Source organism: Micromonospora sp. NPDC002575 (assembly GCF_042889525.1).
GTDB lineage: Bacteria > Actinomycetota > Actinomycetes > Mycobacteriales > Micromonosporaceae > Micromonospora > Micromonospora carbonacea.
The window spans coordinates 1-16,668 of sequence record NZ_JBIARA010000033.1 but is presented as its reverse complement, the minus strand read 5'-3'; the positions used below and the strand labels follow the sequence as shown (position 1 = coordinate 16,668).

The 16,668-nt window shown below is 74.4% G+C and carries 13 protein-coding genes; 8 read left to right on the top strand and 5 right to left on the bottom strand.

The window, feature by feature from the left end:
- Positions 1-17: 17 nt before the first annotated feature.
- Positions 18-815, top strand: a complete 798-nt coding sequence (locus tag ACFYWL_RS29945; RefSeq protein WP_386979754.1) for a S1 family peptidase — start codon at positions 18-20, stop codon at positions 813-815.
- Between the two features lie 62 nt (positions 816-877).
- Here the strand turns inward: ACFYWL_RS29945 and ACFYWL_RS29940 are convergent, their stop codons facing one another.
- Complete coding sequence (locus ACFYWL_RS29940) at positions 878-2,164, bottom strand: YncE family protein (protein ID WP_386979751.1); 1,287 nt, start codon at positions 2,162-2,164, stop codon at positions 878-880.
- A 181-nt stretch (positions 2,165-2,345) separates the two neighbouring features.
- Between ACFYWL_RS29940 and ACFYWL_RS29935 the strand changes: the two genes are divergently transcribed.
- Positions 2,346-3,530 (top strand): PucR family transcriptional regulator, encoded by a 1,185-nt coding sequence (locus tag ACFYWL_RS29935; RefSeq protein ID WP_386979748.1) that lies wholly within the window; start codon positions 2,346-2,348, stop codon positions 3,528-3,530.
- On the opposite strand, the gene ACFYWL_RS29930 is transcribed toward ACFYWL_RS29935, so the two are convergent.
- The 3 genes from ACFYWL_RS29930 to ACFYWL_RS29920 form a co-directional block, all read right to left on the bottom strand.
- Positions 3,531-3,962, bottom strand: a complete 432-nt coding sequence (locus tag ACFYWL_RS29930; RefSeq protein WP_386979746.1) for a GNAT family N-acetyltransferase — start codon at positions 3,960-3,962, stop codon at positions 3,531-3,533.
- Between the two features lie 193 nt (positions 3,963-4,155).
- Positions 4,156-4,731 (bottom strand): GNAT family N-acetyltransferase, encoded by a 576-nt coding sequence (locus ACFYWL_RS29925; RefSeq protein ID WP_386979743.1) that lies wholly within the window; start codon positions 4,729-4,731, stop codon positions 4,156-4,158.
- Entirely contained in the window at positions 4,728-6,869 is a 2,142-nt protein-coding gene (locus ACFYWL_RS29920) for a penicillin acylase family protein (protein ID WP_386979741.1), read from the bottom strand. The genes ACFYWL_RS29925 and ACFYWL_RS29920 overlap by 4 nt, the downstream gene beginning before the upstream one ends.
- Positions 6,870-6,915: 46 nt before the next feature.
- Here ACFYWL_RS29920 and ACFYWL_RS29915 point away from each other — a divergent pair, with 46 nt between their 5' ends.
- From ACFYWL_RS29915 to ACFYWL_RS29890, 6 genes are all read left to right on the top strand, one after another.
- Positions 6,916-7,626, top strand: coding sequence for a siderophore-interacting protein (locus tag ACFYWL_RS29915; protein WP_386979738.1), 711 nt, complete (start codon positions 6,916-6,918; stop codon positions 7,624-7,626).
- Positions 7,623-8,900 (top strand): MFS transporter, encoded by a 1,278-nt coding sequence (locus ACFYWL_RS29910; RefSeq protein WP_386979735.1) that lies wholly within the window; start codon positions 7,623-7,625, stop codon positions 8,898-8,900. The genes ACFYWL_RS29915 and ACFYWL_RS29910 overlap by 4 nt, the downstream gene beginning before the upstream one ends.
- Positions 8,897-10,396: an MFS transporter gene (locus tag ACFYWL_RS29905; protein ID WP_386979732.1), complete on the top strand. Its 1,500-nt coding sequence runs from the start codon at positions 8,897-8,899 to the stop codon at positions 10,394-10,396. Before ACFYWL_RS29910 ends, ACFYWL_RS29905 begins: the two co-directional genes overlap by 4 nt.
- 336 nt (positions 10,397-10,732) lie before the next feature.
- On the top strand, positions 10,733-12,934 hold the full coding sequence (locus ACFYWL_RS29900; protein ID WP_386979729.1) for a carbohydrate-binding module family 20 domain-containing protein: 2,202 nt from the start codon (positions 10,733-10,735) through the stop codon (positions 12,932-12,934).
- 188 nt (positions 12,935-13,122) lie between these two features.
- A complete protein-coding gene (locus tag ACFYWL_RS29895; protein WP_386979726.1) occupies positions 13,123-13,701 on the top strand; it encodes a GNAT family N-acetyltransferase in 579 nt (192 codons plus the stop codon).
- A gap of 139 nt (positions 13,702-13,840) precedes the next feature.
- Positions 13,841-14,740, top strand: coding sequence for a siderophore-interacting protein (locus ACFYWL_RS29890; protein WP_386979723.1), 900 nt, complete (start codon positions 13,841-13,843; stop codon positions 14,738-14,740).
- Positions 14,741-14,791: 51 nt separating this feature from the next.
- On the opposite strand, the gene ACFYWL_RS29885 is transcribed toward ACFYWL_RS29890, so the two are convergent.
- Positions 14,792-16,402 carry an RICIN domain-containing protein gene (locus ACFYWL_RS29885; protein WP_386979720.1) on the bottom strand — a complete coding sequence of 537 codons (1,611 nt, stop codon included), beginning with the start codon at positions 16,400-16,402 and terminating at the stop codon, positions 14,792-14,794.
- Positions 16,403-16,668 lie beyond the last annotated feature (266 nt).

Below are 16,668 nucleotides of genomic sequence, written 5' to 3'. Positions count from 1 at the left end.
ATGATGCGGAGGAACACATGGTTCGCTGGCGCACCCTCACTGGCCTGTTGGCCGCCGCGCTGGCCGCGGTGACCGCGGGCAGCCTCACCCTCGCCGCACCCGCCGCCGCGGCGGGCGACGCCACGGTCACCCCCAACGTCGTCGGCGGCACCCCCGCCGCCCAGGGCGAGTTCCCCTTCATGGTGCGGCTCTCCATGGGCTGCGGCGGCTCGCTCTACAGCCCCACCCTGGTCCTCACCGCCGCGCACTGCGTCAGCCGCACCGGCGCCAACACCAGCATCACCGCCACCCTCGGCGTGGTCGACCTCCAGTCGGCCAGCCGGATCACCGTCCGGTCCAACTACGTCTACCGCGCGCCCGGCTACACCGGCTCCGGCAAGGACTGGGCGCTGATCCGCCTGGCCACCCCGGTCACCGGCCTGGCCACCCTGCCCATCGCCACCACCGGCGCGTACGACAGCGGCACGTTCACCGTCGCCGGCTGGGGCGCGCCGCGTGAGGGCGGCGCGCAGCAGCGCTACCTGCTCAAGGCCACCGTGCCGTTCGTGAGCGACTCCGTCTGCAGCGCCAACTACGGCGGCGACATCATCCCGGCCGAGGAGATCTGCGCCGGCTACGCCTCGGGCGGCACGGACACCTGCCAGGGCGACTCGGGCGGCCCGATGTTCCGCCGCGACGCCAGCAACGCGTGGATCCAGGTCGGCATCGTGAGCTGGGGCAACGGCTGCGCCCGTCCCAACTACCCCGGCGTCTACACGCAGGTGAGCTACTTCGCCTCCGCGATCGCCTCGGCCGCCGCCAGCCTCGGCGGCTGACCGCAGGCAGACGGGCGCGGCCCGGCCGGATCACCGGCCGGGCCGCACCCGCGCGGGAGGGACTACCGGGCGGCCGGCGGGGTCCAGCCGGCGGGGAGGCGCCCGATCCGCACCCGCTGCGGGTGGTCGCCGACGGGCACGCTGACCACCTTCTGGCCCGTGGCGAAGCTGATCGCGGTGACCTGGTCGGCGCCCGACTCCGAGATGACGCAGTCGCGGCCGTCGCCGCTCACCGTCGCCCAGTACGGCTTGCTGGCCGTGACCAGCGGGCCCGGGGTGAGCGTGGACCGGTCCACGATCGTGGTGTAGTCGTCCATCGTCCCGGCAACGCAGAGCTTCGCCCCGTCCGGGCTGATCGACAGGCCGTGGTGCCGTGAGTCGTTGACCCACTTCGTGCGGTCCTCGGTGGTGTTCGGGTTCTTCGGCAGCGTGGCGATCCGGGTGATCCGGTCGCCGGCCACGTCGTACTCGGCGAAGCCGTTGAAGAACGACACCTGGAAGTAGAGCTTGCTCTCGTCGGGGGTGAAGACCGCCGGCCGGACGGCGTCGGAGAGGTCGCTGCGGCCGTACGCGTCGAGCCGGGGCCGCATGTCGATCTCCTTCACCTTGGCAAACGTGGTCGCGTCGGCGATGGTGATCTTGCGGTCGCCCTTGGTCCAGTCCTGCGACGGGGCGTCCAGCGAGGTGTTGACGTCCCCGATGGACATGTTCCAGATGTACCGGCCGCCGCCGGTGAAGATGTTCTCGTGCGGGGTGTCGCCGGTGCCGAACGACCCGAGTTGCTTGCCGGTGTCGATGTCGAGCACGTGCACGGTGTCCGAGGTGGACGCCGACACCGCGACGCGGGTGCCGTCGGGGGAGACCGCCATGTGGTCGGAGCGGAACCCGGAGACCGGGAACCGCCAGCGCACCGCGCCGGTGCGCAGGTCGATCGAGACGACGTCGGCGAAGCTGGGCCGGGACGCCACCAGCGCCGTCCCGTCCGGCGTGGTGTACATGTCGTCGATGAGCTGGTCGTGCCCCTCGCCGGGGCCCTGCTGGATGCCCAGGTAGAAGGCGAGCTTGATCGGGTTGAGGTAGATCTCCCAGAGCCGCTGCTGCTTGTCGGGCACGACGTTGACCCGGCCGAGCCGGGCGTAGTCGCCCCGGGAGCGGATGACGTCGACGGTGCCCTCCCAGTTGTTGCCGACGAACATCACCTCCTCCAGGGCGGCGGCGCCCACCGGGACGGCGGGAGCGGCGACGGCCGGGGCCGGCGCGGCGGCGGCCACGACGGCGACGGCGGCGGCGAGCGCGCCGCACCTGCGGGCGAGGCGGACGGGCGGGGACGACGGTGCTGCTGCGGGCATGGGCTGCTCCTGCCGGTGGGGGCGACCGATGGTGGCGTTCCGCGGTGCGCTGGCGCGGTGTTACTTTGCGGTAACAGAAGGAAACCAACCGAAGCCGGACTCCCGGTAGGGCACGGGGGCCAAAACCCGGCCGGGTCGTTGTGTACGGCCCACAGTGGCCGGGGCGGAGGGAAGCGGGCCGATGGGGATGCCGGAGCGGGCCGGTGCCCTCGGCGCGCTGCTGCGCGACCTGGCGACCGACCGGCGGGTCGTGGACGAGATGGTCGAGGCGGCCCGGGAGCACTCGCCCGAGGTGGCCCGGCTGCCGACGGCCGAGAACCGCCGGCACGTGGCGGCCCTGCTGACCGCCGGGCTGGCGTCGTTCGCACGGCTGGCGGAGCCGAGCGAGCGGGACTTCGCCGAGGCCCGACGCCTCGGCGCGGACCGGGCCGCGCAGGGCGTCTCCGTCGCCGGCCTGCTGCGCGGAGTGCAGGCCGGCCGGCAGCGCGTGGTGGAGATCGCGCTCGACCGGGGCCGGGCCGCCGGGATACCCGACTCCGCGCTGTTGGACGCCCTGCTGGAGCTCGGCCGGTACGCCAGCGCCCTGGAACGCGCCCTGGTCGACGGCCACCACACGGCGGAGCTGGAACTGGCCCGCACCCGCCGCGACGCCCGCAACCGGCTGCTGCGTCGGCTGCTGCTCGACGAGGCCGGCGACGCCCGCCCCGGGCACGGTCTCGGGCTGCGCCCCGACGACCTGTCCGCCTTCGGGCTGCGCCCCGACGGCCGCTACCACTGCGTGGTCACCGAGCTGACCGACCCGGCCCGGATCTCGGCGGTGGAGCGGCAGCTGTGCGGCGCGGGCGCGCTGTTCGGCACCGTCGACGACCGGCTCGCCGGCCTCTGCGTACGGCTGCCGCCCGCCGGCCTCGCCGACGCGGCCGGGCTCGTGGTGGCCGCCCCGGCGCGGCCCCTGGCGCAGGCCCCGGCCCTGCACCGGCTGTGCGTGGCCGCCCTGCGCGCCGCGTCCCGGGCCGGGCTGCGCGGCCTGCACCGGGTGGTCGACCTCGCCGGGGAGACCGCGCTGGCCGCCCAGCCGGCCCTGGCCGACCTGGTCAGCGGGGAGCTGCTGGCCGCCCTCGACCCGGCCGACGAGTTCCACCGGCAGCTCGCCTCGACCGCGCTGGCCTACCTCGACCACGGCCAGCGGCTCGACCGCACGGCCGAGGCCCTGCACCTGCACCCGAACACCGTGCGCTACCGGCTGCGCCGGGTGCAGGAGCTGACCGGGATGCCGCCGACCCTCGCCGAGCCGGGCGGACGGTGGCCGGTGCCGCAGACGGTGCGCTGGTGGTGGGCGCTGCGCACCTGGCTCGACGGAGACTGATCAGTGCGTCTGGGCGGGTGCGGCGACCAGACGTTTGGCGACCAGACGTTTGAAGAAGCGGTGCTTCGCGGTGCCGTCCAGCATGTCCGGCGTGCGGCCGACTTCCTCGTAACCGTGTCGCAGGTAGAAAGCCGGCGCCTGGAAGGACATCGTCGCGACGACAACCCGGTCGCAGCCACGCCGAAGGATCTCGTTCTCGGCGGCGGTCAGCAGCCGTCCGCCCAAGCCTCGGCCGCGCTGATCTGATCTCAGCCACAGTGTGGTGATCCCACCGCAGCCGCCCCAGGTCCAGCCGGCGAGACCGCCGAGGAGAACACCGTCTTCGGCCGTGGCTCGGATGGAGAACGGCGTTTCGTCGTTCGAGGCGGTGGCGGCATGGTTGATGGCGTCCAGTTCGTCGGAGAGGAGCTTCTCCAGTGGCGGTGATCCCACCCGGGACAGTGATCAAGAGAAATGCGTCAGAGTTGATCTCGGCGATGACGCAAATCTCTTGATCACCAGGCTGGGCCGGTGACGGGAGCGGGTGGGGGCTCGACAGGAAAGGGCGGTGATGACGTCAACGACTCAGCTCCCAATGTGCGTCCCGCGGCACCGATCGCCCTGTGCCACGCGGGCGGTCAGCCAGTCACGGGGACGGGGTGGCGGTGGGGGCCGGGAAGAGGGTCTCGAAGCGGTCCCGGGTCAGGAACGCCAGCCGGGCCCGCTTGTCCGGCATGTCGATCTCGTCGTCGAACGTGAAGCCGGAGCGCGCCAGCCGGCGCAGGGCCAGCTCGTTGCGCACGTCCGGCTCGACCACGACCCGCTGTCGCGTCGGGTCCCGGAACAGGAACCGCACCAGCGCCTGCCCCACCGTGCCGGTGAGGTCGCGCGGCGGGCGTCGCCCGGGGGCCAGCAGCAGGTGCATGCCGATGTCGCCGGGCCGCACCGGGTACCGCTCGCCGACCGGGTCGGCCTCCGGTTGGTAGGTCTGGAACAGGCCGACCGGCGCGCCGCCGAGCAGGATCAGGTACGCGTGGTGCGTCGCCAGCCCGGCGACGAAGGCGTAGACCTCGCGGACCTCCTCGACGGTGTAGCCACCCATGCCCCAGTACACGGCCCGGGGCTGGGTGACCCAGCCGTGCAGCAGCTCGGCATGGGCCTGCGGGTCGACCTCGACGAGGGACAGCTCGCCGAGGCCGGGCAGGGTCTCCTGGTACGTCACGTGTCCCTCTTCTCGGATTCACGGGTGAGCAGCCGCCAGTCGGTCACCACCGGGACGAGTCCGCCGGTGGCCCACAGCGGCAACTGGTCGGCGAAGTGCGGGTCGGCGGGGCGGCCCGACGCGCCGAAGGGCACCACCCACCGGCTCGCCGCCCGGTCGGTCAGGTCCCACACGTAGCGGGCGACCGGGCCGCGCCAGCAGGCGTCCGACAGGCCGGGGACGCTGCTGGTGGCGAGCACGCAGTCGCTGTCGCCGGCCAGCGCGACGCGGGCGCGCATCGCCTCCACCGCCGCGTCGACCTCGGGGCAGACCGGCAGGTGGACGGGGTGCAGGGCGTGCCGTCGCCCCCAGGTGCCGGGCGGGTCGCCGTGCGCGACCTCCTCCAGGGCGGCGACGGCCACGCCCTCGACGCCGAGGCCGAGGCCGAGGCCGGGCAGTCCGGCCACCACGGCGTCGAGGGCGTGGCCGATCCGTCCCAGCGGGTTCGTCCACGGCCGGAACAGCTCGTCGTACGCGCCCGGGGCGCGCAGCGGGCGCAGCGCCGGGTGCTCGTGCAGCCCTCGGGCGAGGGCCGCCCGCCAGGCGGCGTAGGCGGCGGCGTCGACGCTGTCGGCGGCCATCCGCCCGTCCCAGGCGGCCAGCCGCTCCCACAGGTCGCGGGCCGGGTCGGTGAGGGCGTCGGGGTCGAGCCGGCCGAGGAGGCCGCGCAGCACACCCGCGTCGAGCCTGGTGTCCATGTGCACGGCCGCCGGCTCGACGCCCTCGGCGAGCAGGGCGCGGATGCGGCGGGCCCGGTGCGGCGGGGCGAAGTCGCGGCCCAGCGCCGCCACGTCGGGCCGGCGGTCGTTGGCGCAGGCCGTGGGCCCGGTGACCGCCGTGCGGGGCATCGACGCGTACCGGCCGCTCCAGCGGTAGCGGGGCTCCCAGGCGGGCACCGGCTCCCGGCGGCACCGGTCGTCGCGCACCGGCACCAGGCCGGCGACGAGCTGGGTCACCGCGCCCGACCGGTCGGCGACGAGCACGCTGTTGACCGGCTCGACCCAGGACTCCAGCGCGGCGGCGACGTCGTCGACGGTCCGCGAGCGCAGCAGCGGCAGCAGCGCCTCGAAGCCGCAGCGCTGCTCGACCCGGGTGGGCGTGCGCAGGCTCAGCGCCTCGCCGGTGTCCCGGTCGTGGTCGACCACCGGCCCCCGGGCCGTCTCGATCACCTCGACGGGGACGGGCTCGCCGCCGCGTACCCCGATGTGTTCGACCCGGCGGCGCGCCGTCGCCCAGCCGTCGGCCTCGCGGACCAGGACCACGTCGCCGTCGCGGCGCAGCCGCTCGCGATAGACGTCCTGGTAGTCGGCCATCGCGTTGGTCACCGCCCAGGCCACGTCGCCGGCGTGGCCGAAGTGGGGCAGGCCCGGCACGCCGGGGAATGCGAAGCCGAGCACGTCGAACTCGGGGCAGGCCAGGCGCACCTGCTGGTAGATGCCGGGCAGTTCGAGGATCCGGTGCGGGTCGCCGGCGACGACCGGGCCGCGGCCGGTGGTCGGGTCGGCCGGCGTCACCCAGGCGTTGCTGCCGGACCCGCCGGGGGCCTCGGCGTCGAACAGGGCGGTGGCCGCCGGCCCGAGCGTGGCGGCGACGTGGGCGCGCCACAGCTTGTTGGGAAACGTCGAGAAGAGCACGTGCTGCACCAGGAAGACGCCGAGCGGCGACCACGGCCGCCACCGGCCCGGGGCGCAGCCGGCCGCCGCGAACTCCGGGGCCGCGGCGGCGCCCTCGGCGAGCCCGTCGTTGACCCCCTGCGCGTACGTGGCGACCCAGCGCCGGGTGTCCGGGTCGAGCCGGGCGTAGCAGCGTCGGGCGGTGTCGTCGAGGCGGGCCCGGCGGGCGAAGCGGTCCCAGGCCACCTCGGCCGGGCCGACGTGCTCGGCGAGCCGCCCCTCGCAACGCCACCGCTCCACCTCGACCTGCCAGGCCCGGTCGAGCGCGGTGGCCCGGCCCTGGAGGCGGGCGAGGTCGTCCACGGTGTCGGCCCACAGGTGCGGCACGCCCCAGGTGTCGCGGTGGATGCCGGCGGCCCGGACCGGCGGCCCGACGGGCGGCGCGAGCGACGCCGGCGGTGGCGTCGACTCCCGTAACAGCGTCATTTAGGTTACCCTCCCCTAACTTAGGCAGACCTTACTGGAGGGGTGCGTGAAACGGAACTGGGAAGCCCTGGTGCTGCGCGCGATGGGCGGCCGGACCTTCCGGCTCACGGTGCGGGGGACCGAGTCGGTGGGCGGGCGTTACCAGCGGCTCCACGTCGACGACGGCGGCCTGCTCGTTGAGTGCGGCGTCCACCCCACCATGTGGATCCGGCTGTGGTTCGACAACGACGGCCGGCCCCACCAGCGCGCCTACACCCTCGTGGACCCGGACCCGGCGGCCGGGCGGTTCAGCCTGGAGTTCGCCCTGCACGACGGGGTCGCGGCCCGCTGGGCGAGCGCCGCCCGCGTCGGCGACACCATCGAGGCCACCGTGCAGGGCAGCGCGTTCCGCCTGCCCGACCCCGCCCCACGCCACCTCTACCTGGTCGGCGACGCCGCGTCGCTGCCGGCCGTGAACAGCCTGCTCGACGCCGCCCCCGACGTGCCGGCGACGGTCTGGGTCGAGTACGCCCACGACGACGAGAAGGCGCTGCCCACCCGGGCCCGCGACCACCACGAGGTCGTCTGGGTGCCGCGCCGCGACGAGGGCCGGCACCTGGTCGACACCGTCCGCTCGGCGCTGCCCGGCGTCGACGACGCCCACTACTGGGTGGCCTGCGAGGCCGGCAGCACCCGGGACATCACCCGGCACCTGCGCCGCACCCTCGGCGTCGGCCGGCACCAGCTCACCGCGCTGGGCTACTGGAGCGCCCGGTGAGATCACCGCTGGGCACCCTCTCCACCCTCTACGTCACCCAGTACCTCGGCATCGGTTTCATCACCGTCGGCCTGACCGCGATCCTGCGCGACGGCGGCACCTCGCTGGACACCCTCGCCCTGTTGACGTTCGTCGGGCTGATCTGGCCGATCAAGTTCCTCTGGGCGCCGCTGCTCGACCGGTTCGGCTCCCGCAGCCTGGGCCACTACCGGTCCTGGCTGCTCGTGTTGCAGGGCGGCCTGGTGCTCGCGCTGCTCGCCCTGCTGCCGTACCCCCGGCCCGCCGGGCAGCTCGGCCCGATCGTGGCGATCTGCGCCGCGTACGTGCTGCTGTCGGCGACCCAGGACATCGCCGTCGACGCCGTCGCCGTCCGGGTGCTCTCCGAGCGCGCCCGGGGCGTCGGCAACGGCGTCCAGGTGGCCGCGAGCTACGTGGGCAACCTGCTCGGCGGGGGCGCCTGCGTGGTCGTCTACGACCGGTACGGCTGGGTGCCGGCGATCCTGCTGCTGGCCGGGCTGACCGCCGTCGGGCTGCTGGTGGTGTGGCGGTTCCGGGAGCCCCCGCGCGCCGCTCGCCCCGCCGACGCCGGGCAGGCGTACCGGGCGCTGTGGTCGGTGTTCGGGCAGCCCGGCTGCCGCTGGTGGACCTTCGGCGTCGTGCCGCTGGTCTACACCGGAGCGGGCGCGGCGTACGCCCTCGTGTCGCCCGCCCTGGTCGACGCGGGCTGGTCGCTGGAGCGCATCGGCCTCGTCACCGGCGTCGTGACCAGCGTGCCGGCCGTCGTGGCGGGGCTGGCCGCCGGCGCGCTGGTCGGCCGCCTCGGCCGCGCCGGGGTGCTCGTCGCCGCCGGGGTGGCCCTGGCGGCGTCCACGGCGGCGCTGCTGCCGCTGCTGACCGGCCACGCCCCGCTCGCGCCGACGGTGCTGGCGCTGTCGGCGTTCATGGCCGCGTACACGGCCGCGAACGTCGTGCTCTACACCGTCAACATGGACTACTCCCGGCCGGGCACCGGCGGCACCGACTTCACGGTGCTGTCGTCGTTCGGGCTGGTCTGCTCCTTCGCGGCGGCCTCCGTGGGGCTCGCCGCCGCCGACCGGGTCGGCTACCCGGCCGTCGCGGTCGGCTCGGTCGTGCTGGTCGCGGCCGGCGTGGCCGTGGGTGTGGCGCACCAGCGCCGCCACCCGCGCCCCGCGCCGGCCCCCGTCGCCGCGCCCGCCGCCCCCGTTGCGCCCGTCGCCCCCGTTGCCCCGACGACCGTGAGGACCCGGCCGTGAGCCTGCCCGCCCCCGCCGCCGAGGTGCCCCCGGCCGCCGCCCACCCGCTGCCCACCCGGTGGCTGATCCTCGCGGTGCTCTGCCTCGCCCAGGTCACCGTGGTGCTCGACAACACCGTGCTGACCGTGGCGGTGCCCGTGCTCACCGCCGAGCTGGGGGCCAGCACCGCCGACGTGCAGTGGACCATCAACGCGTACGCGCTGGTGCAGTCCGGGCTGCTGATCACCGCCGGTGGGGCCGTCGACCGGTACGGCCGCCGCCGCATGCTGCTCGCCGGCCTCGTCCTGTTCGGACTCGGTTCGCTGCTGGCTGCCCTCGCCGGGTCCACCGGCCAGCTCGTCGCCGCCCGCGCCGGGATGGGCGTCGGCGGGGCCCTGCTGGTCACCTCCACCCTGGCGGTGGCGATGCAGGTCTTCGACGCCGCCGAGCGCCCCCGGGCCATCGGCGTGTGGGCGGCGGCGAGCGCCCTGGGCTTCGCGGCCGGGCCGCCCGTGGGCGGCGCCATCCTCGCCCACTTCCCGTGGGAGGCGATCTTCCTGGTCAACATCCCGATCGTGCTGCTCTGCCTGGCGGCGGGCGCGGCCCTGGTGCCCGAGTCCCGGGACCCGGCCGGCGGGCGGTTCGACGTGGGCGGGGTGGCGCTGTCCACCGCCGGCCTGACCGCGGTGGTGTACGCGATCATCGCGGGCCCGGAGCGGGGCTGGTCCTCCGCGCCGGTGCTCGGCGCGGCCCTGGGCGGCGCGCTGCTGCTGGCCGCCTTCGTCCGGTGGGAGCTGCGGGTCGCCCACCCCATGCTGGACATGGGCCTGTTCCGCAACCGGCGCTTCGTCGGCGCGATCTCCGGGGTCGTCCTGATCACCTTCGGCGCGACCGGCGCGCTGTTCCTGCTCACCCAGCACCTCCAGTTCGTCCGGGGCTACCCCGCCTGGGAGGCCGGGCTGCGGATGGTCCCGTTCGCGCTGTCCATCGTCGTGCTCAACCTCGCCGGGGTGGCCGCGCGGCTGATCCACCGGCTGGGCACGGCCGCCGCCATCGCGGTCGGCATGACGCTGCTCGCCAGCGGCCTGCTGCTGGTCACCCACGCCCCGTCCGACGGCTACGCCGTGCTGCTGGCCGGGCTGCTGACGATGGGCACCGGCTGCGCCCTGGCCAACCCGGCGATCGTGGAGGCGGTGATGAGCGCGATCCCGCCGGAGAAGGCCGGGGCGGGCGCGGGCGTGGACGGCACGATGACGGAGGTCGGCAGCAGCCTCGGCGTCGCCGTGCTGGGGGCGGTGCTCAACGCCCGGTTCGCCGCGCTGCTGCCCGCCGCGTTGGCCGGGGCCGGCTCGTTCCCCGCCGCGCTCGCCGCCGCCGCGACGGACGCCGAGCGCGGCCAGGTGACCGACGCCTTCCGTGCCGCGTCGGAGGCCGGGCAGACCGTCGGGGCCGTTGCCGTCCTCGCGGGTGGGCTGCTCGCCGCGTGGCTGCTGCGCCGAGCCCAGCGGGCCGGCTGAGGCGGGATGCGGGCGCGGCGTCGCCGGGCCATGAAAGTCTCTGGAAGGTCTTGCGGAGAAAGCTACGGCCGGCCGGGCGGAGCGTCAACCTCGTCCCAGTTTTCGAAGCGCGCTGCGTGCATGAGCGGTGGCTCGGCGGTGTGGGCGAGCCGGGCTGGCCTGCTCCTTTGCGGGGAGATGTAACCGTTCGCGCGGCGGCGGTGTTGCCGGCGGGTTTCAAGAATCTTGCCGCAAGGTCTTGCAATCCCTTTCAGGTGTGGCGCATCGTTTCGCTACCCGGACGGCCGTCCACTCTCGTCAGTGCCTCTTCGACCCCGGAAGAAGGTCCCCCCTGCCATGGAATCCGTAGGGCCACACCCCCGCGCCCGCGCCGGTCGCCTGCTGCTCGCCGCCGCGATCGTCGCGGCCGGCGCGACGCCGGCGATCGTCGCTGCCGCCACCACCGCCACCCCCGCCCGCGCCGCCGTCGCCCTCAACGACAGCGAGGTGACGGCGAACCTGTGGCAGTGGAACTGGAACTCCGTCTCCGCCGCCTGCACCAACCACCTCGGCCCCGCCGGCTACGGCGCAGTGCAGGTCGCGCCGCCCCAGGAGTCGGTCAGCCTGCCCACCAGCGCCGACGGCGTGCACCCCTGGTACGAGGTGTACCAGCCGGTGTCGTACAAGCTGGAGAGCCGCTTCGGCAACCGCGCGCAGTTCGCGGCCATGGTCGCCGCCTGCCACGACGCCGGCGTGCGCGTGTACGTCGACGCGGTCGTCAACCACATGGCGGGCGCGAACAACCCGGAGTCCGTCGTCGGCTACGCCGGCACCGACTTCTCCGGCCCCGGCTACAGCTTCCCCGCGGTGCCCTACGGCAACGGCGACTTCCACCGGCCGGGCGACAACTGCCCGACCAACGGCGCCATCACCGACTGGAACAACGAGGCCCAGGTCACCAGCTGCGAGCTGCTGTCACTGACGGACCTGTACACCGAGAAGGACAGCGTCCGCACCAAGATCGCTGCCTTCCTCAACGACCTGATCGGCCTCGGCGTCGACGGGTTCCGGGTGGACGCCGTCAAACACGTCAAGAAGGAGGACTTCGTGGCGATCCTCGGCAAGCTGAACAACACCGTCGCCGAGAACAAGCGCCCGTACGTCGCCCAGGAGATCTTCGACGGCGCGAGCAACGACGCGCTCAAGGCGCGGGCCTTCACCGGCAACGGCGACGTGCTCGACTTCGCGTACGCCAAGGGCCTGAAGTCCGCCTTCCAGGGCTCGATCGCCACGCTCGCCACCATCGGCAGCTGGAACCTCGACGCGCCCAGCGCCAACGTCTTCGCCATGGTCACCAACCACGACCTGGAGCGCGACGGGGTCGTGCTGTCCTACAGGGACGGCAGCGACTACACCCTGGCCAACTACTTCGCCCTGGCCTACCCGCACGGCAAGCCGTCGGTCTACGACAGCTTCTCCTGGTCCAACCGCAACCAGTCCCCGCCGGCCGACGGCAACGGCCACGTCACCGACACCGTCTGCGGCAGCGGCTGGAACTGCCTGACCCAGTCCACCGGCGTCAAGGGCATGGTCGGCTGGGCCAACGCCGCGCGGCCGGTCAGGACCGTCTCGGACTTCACGGCGGTCAACAGCAACGTCATCGGCTTCCACCGCGGCGACCGCGCCTGGATCGGCATCAACGACTCCGGCAGCGCCGCCACCGCCACGTTCGCCACCGGCCTCGCCGACGGCCGGTACTGCGACGTCGTCTCCGGCCCCGCCACCGCCTCCGGCTGCGCCGGCGGCACGGTCACCGTCTCCGGCGGCCGGGCGTCGGTGACGATCCCCGCCAACAACGCGGTCGCGATCCACGTCAATGCCCGCCCCGGCGCGACCCCGTCGCCGACGGCCAGCCCCACCGCGTCGCCGACGGCCACCCCGACCAGCAACCCGACCGACAGGATCGCCACCACCTTCACCGTCGCCGCGACCCCGGCCAGCGGCCAGGAGGTCTACGTGGTCGGCAGCGTCGCCGAGCTGGGCTCCTGGGCCCCGGCCAGCGCCGTCAAGCTGACCGCGCAGGGCGGCGGCGCCTACCGGGCCGTGGTCGACCTGCCCCGGTCGACGGGGGTGGAGTACAAGTTCGTGAAGAAGACCGCCGCCGGCGCGGTCACCTGGGAGTCCGGGGCGAACCGCGCGTTCACCACCCCCGCCAGCGGCGCCTACGCCGTCACCGAGACGTTCCGCGGCGACACCGTCACCAGCGGGCAGATCGCCACCTCGTTCCACGCCACGGTCACCACCAGCTACGGCCAGAACGTCTACGTCGTCGGCAACATCGCGGCCCTCGGCGGGTGGAACCCGGCCAACGCGGTGCCGCTCTCCCCGGCCGACTACCCGGTCTGGCGGGCGACGGTCGACCTGCCGCCGAACACCGCCGTCGAGTACAAGTACGTGAAGAAGAACCCCGACGGCACCGTCACCTGGGAGTCCGGCGGCAACCGCGCCTTCACCACCCCGGGCGGCGGCGCCCGGACCAACACCGACACCTGGAGGTAGCCGCCGCGCCACGCGGCGACGCGGGTGGCCGGCCCCGACGCCGACGGGGCCGGCCACCCGTCCGCGCACACGCCGCAGGTGCCGCGGGTGGCCGGGGCGGCCTACCCGTCCGGAAATGGTGTGGTTACGCTGCCCTGACCTGACCTGACCTGACCGTCCGTCACGGTGTCCGCCCACAGAGGAGTCGCATGACCACCGCATCGACCGTCTTCCGGCGACACGTCGAGGGGTTCGGCGAGGTGTCCGTCCGCCCCGTCGAGCCGGCCCGCGACGCCGACGTGATCCACGACTGGGTCACCCGGGAACGGTCGCGGTTCTGGGGCATGCGCGACGCCAGCCGCGAGCGGGTGCGCGAGATCTACGAGTACGTCGACTCGCTCGCCACCCACCACGCCTACCTCGTGCACCGCGACGGCCGGCCGGCGGCGCTGTTCCAGACGTACGAGCCGGCGGCCGACCCGGTCGGGGAGTGCTACGACGTGCGCCCCGGCGACTTCGGCGTCCACCTGCTGATCGGCCCGCCGGACGGCGGCGTCGAGCCCGGCTTCACCGGGGCGGTCCTCGACACGTTCCTCGCCTTCGTGCTGGCCGACCCGGCCCGGCTGCGCGTCGTCGCCGAGCCGGACGCGCGCAACGACCGGGCGGTCGCCCGGCTGGTCCGCGCCGGTTTCGTGCCCGGGCCGCAGATCGACCTGCCGGAGAAGCGGGCCCAACTGCTCTTCCTGGACCGGTCGGTCTTCCTCGACCGGGTCTGCGCCGGGGGCTGAGCCGGCGACCCGGTCGCCCGGTGGAGGGACGGCGCACCACCCCCGCGCACGGCCGTGTAAGGGTAGGCTAACCTGACCGGTGTCCGATGATCGACGCCGGGTGCCGTGGGACGGAACCCGCCCACGTCCGAGAGGCGCCATGACCCAGACCCTGCCCATCGCGCCGTGGCGGCTGTTCGACGTCGAGGTCCGCGCCGTGCGGCGGCTCAGCCTGTCGTTCGTCCGCGTCACCTTCACCGGCGGCGACCTCGACCGCTTCGCCGACAACGGCTACGACCAGCGGATCAAGCTGGCGCTGCCGCTGCCCGGGCAGGCCGGGGTGAGCCTCCCCGAGGGCCCCGACTGGTACGCCCGCTATCGGGCCCTGCCCGAGCACCTGCGCAACCCGGTCCGCACGTACACCGTCCGGGCGGCCCGCCCGCACCTGGCCGAGGTGGACGTCGATCTCGTCCTGCACGGCGACGGCGGCCCCGCCACCCGGTGGGCCCGCCGGGTGCGCCCCGGCGACCAGGCGGCCCTGCTCGGCCCCGACGCCGGCTTCGACGGCGAGCACGGCGGCATCGAGTTCCGGCCACCACCGGCGGGCCGGCTGCTGCTGGCCGGCGACGAGACCGCCGTGCCGGCGATCACCGCCATCCTGGAGCGGCTCCCGGCCGACGCCCGGGGGCGGGCGCTGCTCGAGGTGCCCGATCCCGCCGACGCGCTCGGCGTCGCCGCGCCGCCCGGCATGCGGGTCACCTGGCTGCCCCGCGCCGGCGGGCGGCACGGCAGCCGCCTCGTGCCCGCCGTCGCGGCGGCGGACGACCTGCTCTGCGGCCCCGCGCCGGCAGCCAAGGCGGTCGCGGACGTCGACGTCGACCGGGAACTCCTCTGGGAGGTGCCGACCCCGGCGACCCCGGTGCCGCTGTACGCGTGGCTCGCGGGGGAGGCCGGCGTCATCCGCACGCTGCGCCGGCACCTGGTGGCCGAGCGGGGGCTGGACCGGCGGGCGGTGGCCTTCATGGGCTACTGGCGGCTGGGCCGGGCCGACCCCGCCTGAGCCGCCGCCGGCGCGCCTGCGCCCGGCGGTGGCCCGGTGCGGCCCGCCCGGTCAGCAGCGGCTGATCGACGAGTTGTTCAGCGTGACGTTGCTGATGGTCAGGTTGTCCACGCACGGGTTCTCCACGATCCGGTTGTTGACCAGCGTGAAGTTGCGCAGCGTGATGTCGCGGGTGCCGGGGAACTCGGTGCGCTCGGCGAGCCGCACCTCGCCGCCGCCGCTGATCGTGCCGCCGCCGGAGGCGATGTTCACGCCGTAGCAGTTCTCGATCAGGATGGCGTTGTTGCCGGTGTTGGCGATGTCGACCCGGTCGATCGCCGCCCCGCCCGACTCGGAGACGCAGAAGATCCCCCGGCCGCCGCCGCGGGCCCGCACGGTGCCCACCCGGACGTTGGTCGGGTAGCTGTCGCCGACGCGGCCGTTGCGGTTGGCCATCCGGAACGCCGCGTAGCCGGTGCCGGCGCCGGCGTTCTCCGCGTCGACGGTGGCGACGCTGGCGTTGATGGTCTGGTTGAGCAGCAGCCCCGACTCGCCGACGTTGCGGGCGGTGACGGTGCCGATGGTCAGGCCGTCGACGCCGTAGGTCTCGACGGCGTGCGAGCTGGCCCCGGAGACGTAGACGTTGTCGATGCGCACGTTGCGGGTCCACTGGCTGGTGTCGCCGCGGTTGTCGATGCGGACGCCCAGGCCGGCGGTCAGCCGCATGTCGATCTGCCCGAGGACCACGTTGGTGACGTTGCGCAGGAAGATCCCGTACAGCGGACTGCCCGTGACGGCGAGGTGCTGCACCTCCACCTGCGTGGTGCCCCGGGAGTAGATGGGCGCCTGGTCGCCGGTGCCGGTGCCGGTCACGTTGATCGTGCCGCAGACGTCAATGGTGGTGTAGCTGGGCAGCGAGATCCGGGAGCCGGCGCTGATCGAGCCGGAGCCGCGGACGACGACCCGCTGCTTGCTGGTGCGCCCGGCGGTCAGGCTGTTCACGGCGGCCTGCACGGCGGCGCGCATGTCGGTGCCGGTGTGGACGGTGCTGCCGCCGTTGCGGACCGTCCAGGTGCCGCCGCCGAGCACCGCCTCGGCCTGGAACGAGCCCGACCCGCAGTCGGCGGCGGCCCCGACCCGGACCAACTGCCACTGCTGGTTGGCCCCGCCGAGGTCCTGGTACTGCGAGATCATGCCCCCGTCGGCGGTCGACCAGCCCCACACGTCGAGGGCCTTGCCGGAGTGCCGGTTGACGAACCGGACGTACCCGCCGTCGGAGTCGGCGAGGCCGAAGTGCTGCCGGGTGTTGCCGCCGACCGCCGCGTTCTGCACGAGCGGGGTGCCGTCGACGGCGTTGGGCAGTTCGAGGACCTTGCCGCTGTGCACGGAGCGGATCTGGTAGTAGCCGCCGCCGACGTCCACGAAGCGCCACTGCTGCACGGCGAGGTCGTTGCGGGCGTACTGGTTGACCGGCGCGCCGTCGGCGGTGGACCAGTTGTACAGGTCCATTGCCTTGCCGCTGTGCCGGTTGACGAACACGTACGTCGCGCCGGTGTCGACGGCGGCGGCGGAGGCGGCCTGCGGGCCGACCGCCACGGCCGCGCCGACGAGCGCGAGCGCGGTGGCGACCGCCAGGCCGATCCGCCGGGAGCGGGGTCGTCGGCGGGGGACGGGGAGTCTCATCGGTGCTCCTTCGGTGCGGTGGCGATGGACCGGCCGCGCCGGAAGCCGACGGGACGGATCGGCAAGCGCTTTCCGGATAGCGACCGGAATCGATGCTTTCGCTCGCCTTCCGCCGTGTCAAGGCGTTGCCCGGCTGCCCGCCCGGCCGCCCGTTGCCCGCCCGGCCGCCCGCCGCCCGGCTCATGTAAAGGACTCCGGTGCTTGATCAGCCCGGTGGTCCTGGGGTTGCATGAGCATCCCGGTTGGTCCGGTGGGTGGCGTTGAGT

Bases quoted from the DNA above. Each gene is read 5' to 3' on its own strand.
- ACFYWL_RS29945 (WP_386979754.1), top strand. From the start codon at position 18: ATGGTTCGCTGGCGCACCCTCACTGGCCTGTTGGCCGCCGCGCTGGCC.
- ACFYWL_RS29940 (WP_386979751.1), bottom strand. From the start codon at position 2,164: ATGCCCGCAGCAGCACCGTCGTCCCCGCCCGTCCGCCTCGCCCGCAGG.
- ACFYWL_RS29935 (WP_386979748.1), top strand. From the start codon at position 2,346: ATGGGGATGCCGGAGCGGGCCGGTGCCCTCGGCGCGCTGCTGCGCGAC.
- ACFYWL_RS29920 (WP_386979741.1), bottom strand. From the start codon at position 6,869: ATGACGCTGTTACGGGAGTCGACGCCACCGCCGGCGTCGCTCGCGCCG.
- ACFYWL_RS29900 (WP_386979729.1), top strand. From the start codon at position 10,733: ATGGAATCCGTAGGGCCACACCCCCGCGCCCGCGCCGGTCGCCTGCTG.
- ACFYWL_RS29895 (WP_386979726.1), top strand. From the start codon at position 13,123: ATGACCACCGCATCGACCGTCTTCCGGCGACACGTCGAGGGGTTCGGC.
- ACFYWL_RS29890 (WP_386979723.1), top strand. From the start codon at position 13,841: ATGACCCAGACCCTGCCCATCGCGCCGTGGCGGCTGTTCGACGTCGAG.
- ACFYWL_RS29885 (WP_386979720.1), bottom strand. From the start codon at position 16,402: ATGAGACTCCCCGTCCCCCGCCGACGACCCCGCTCCCGGCGGATCGGC.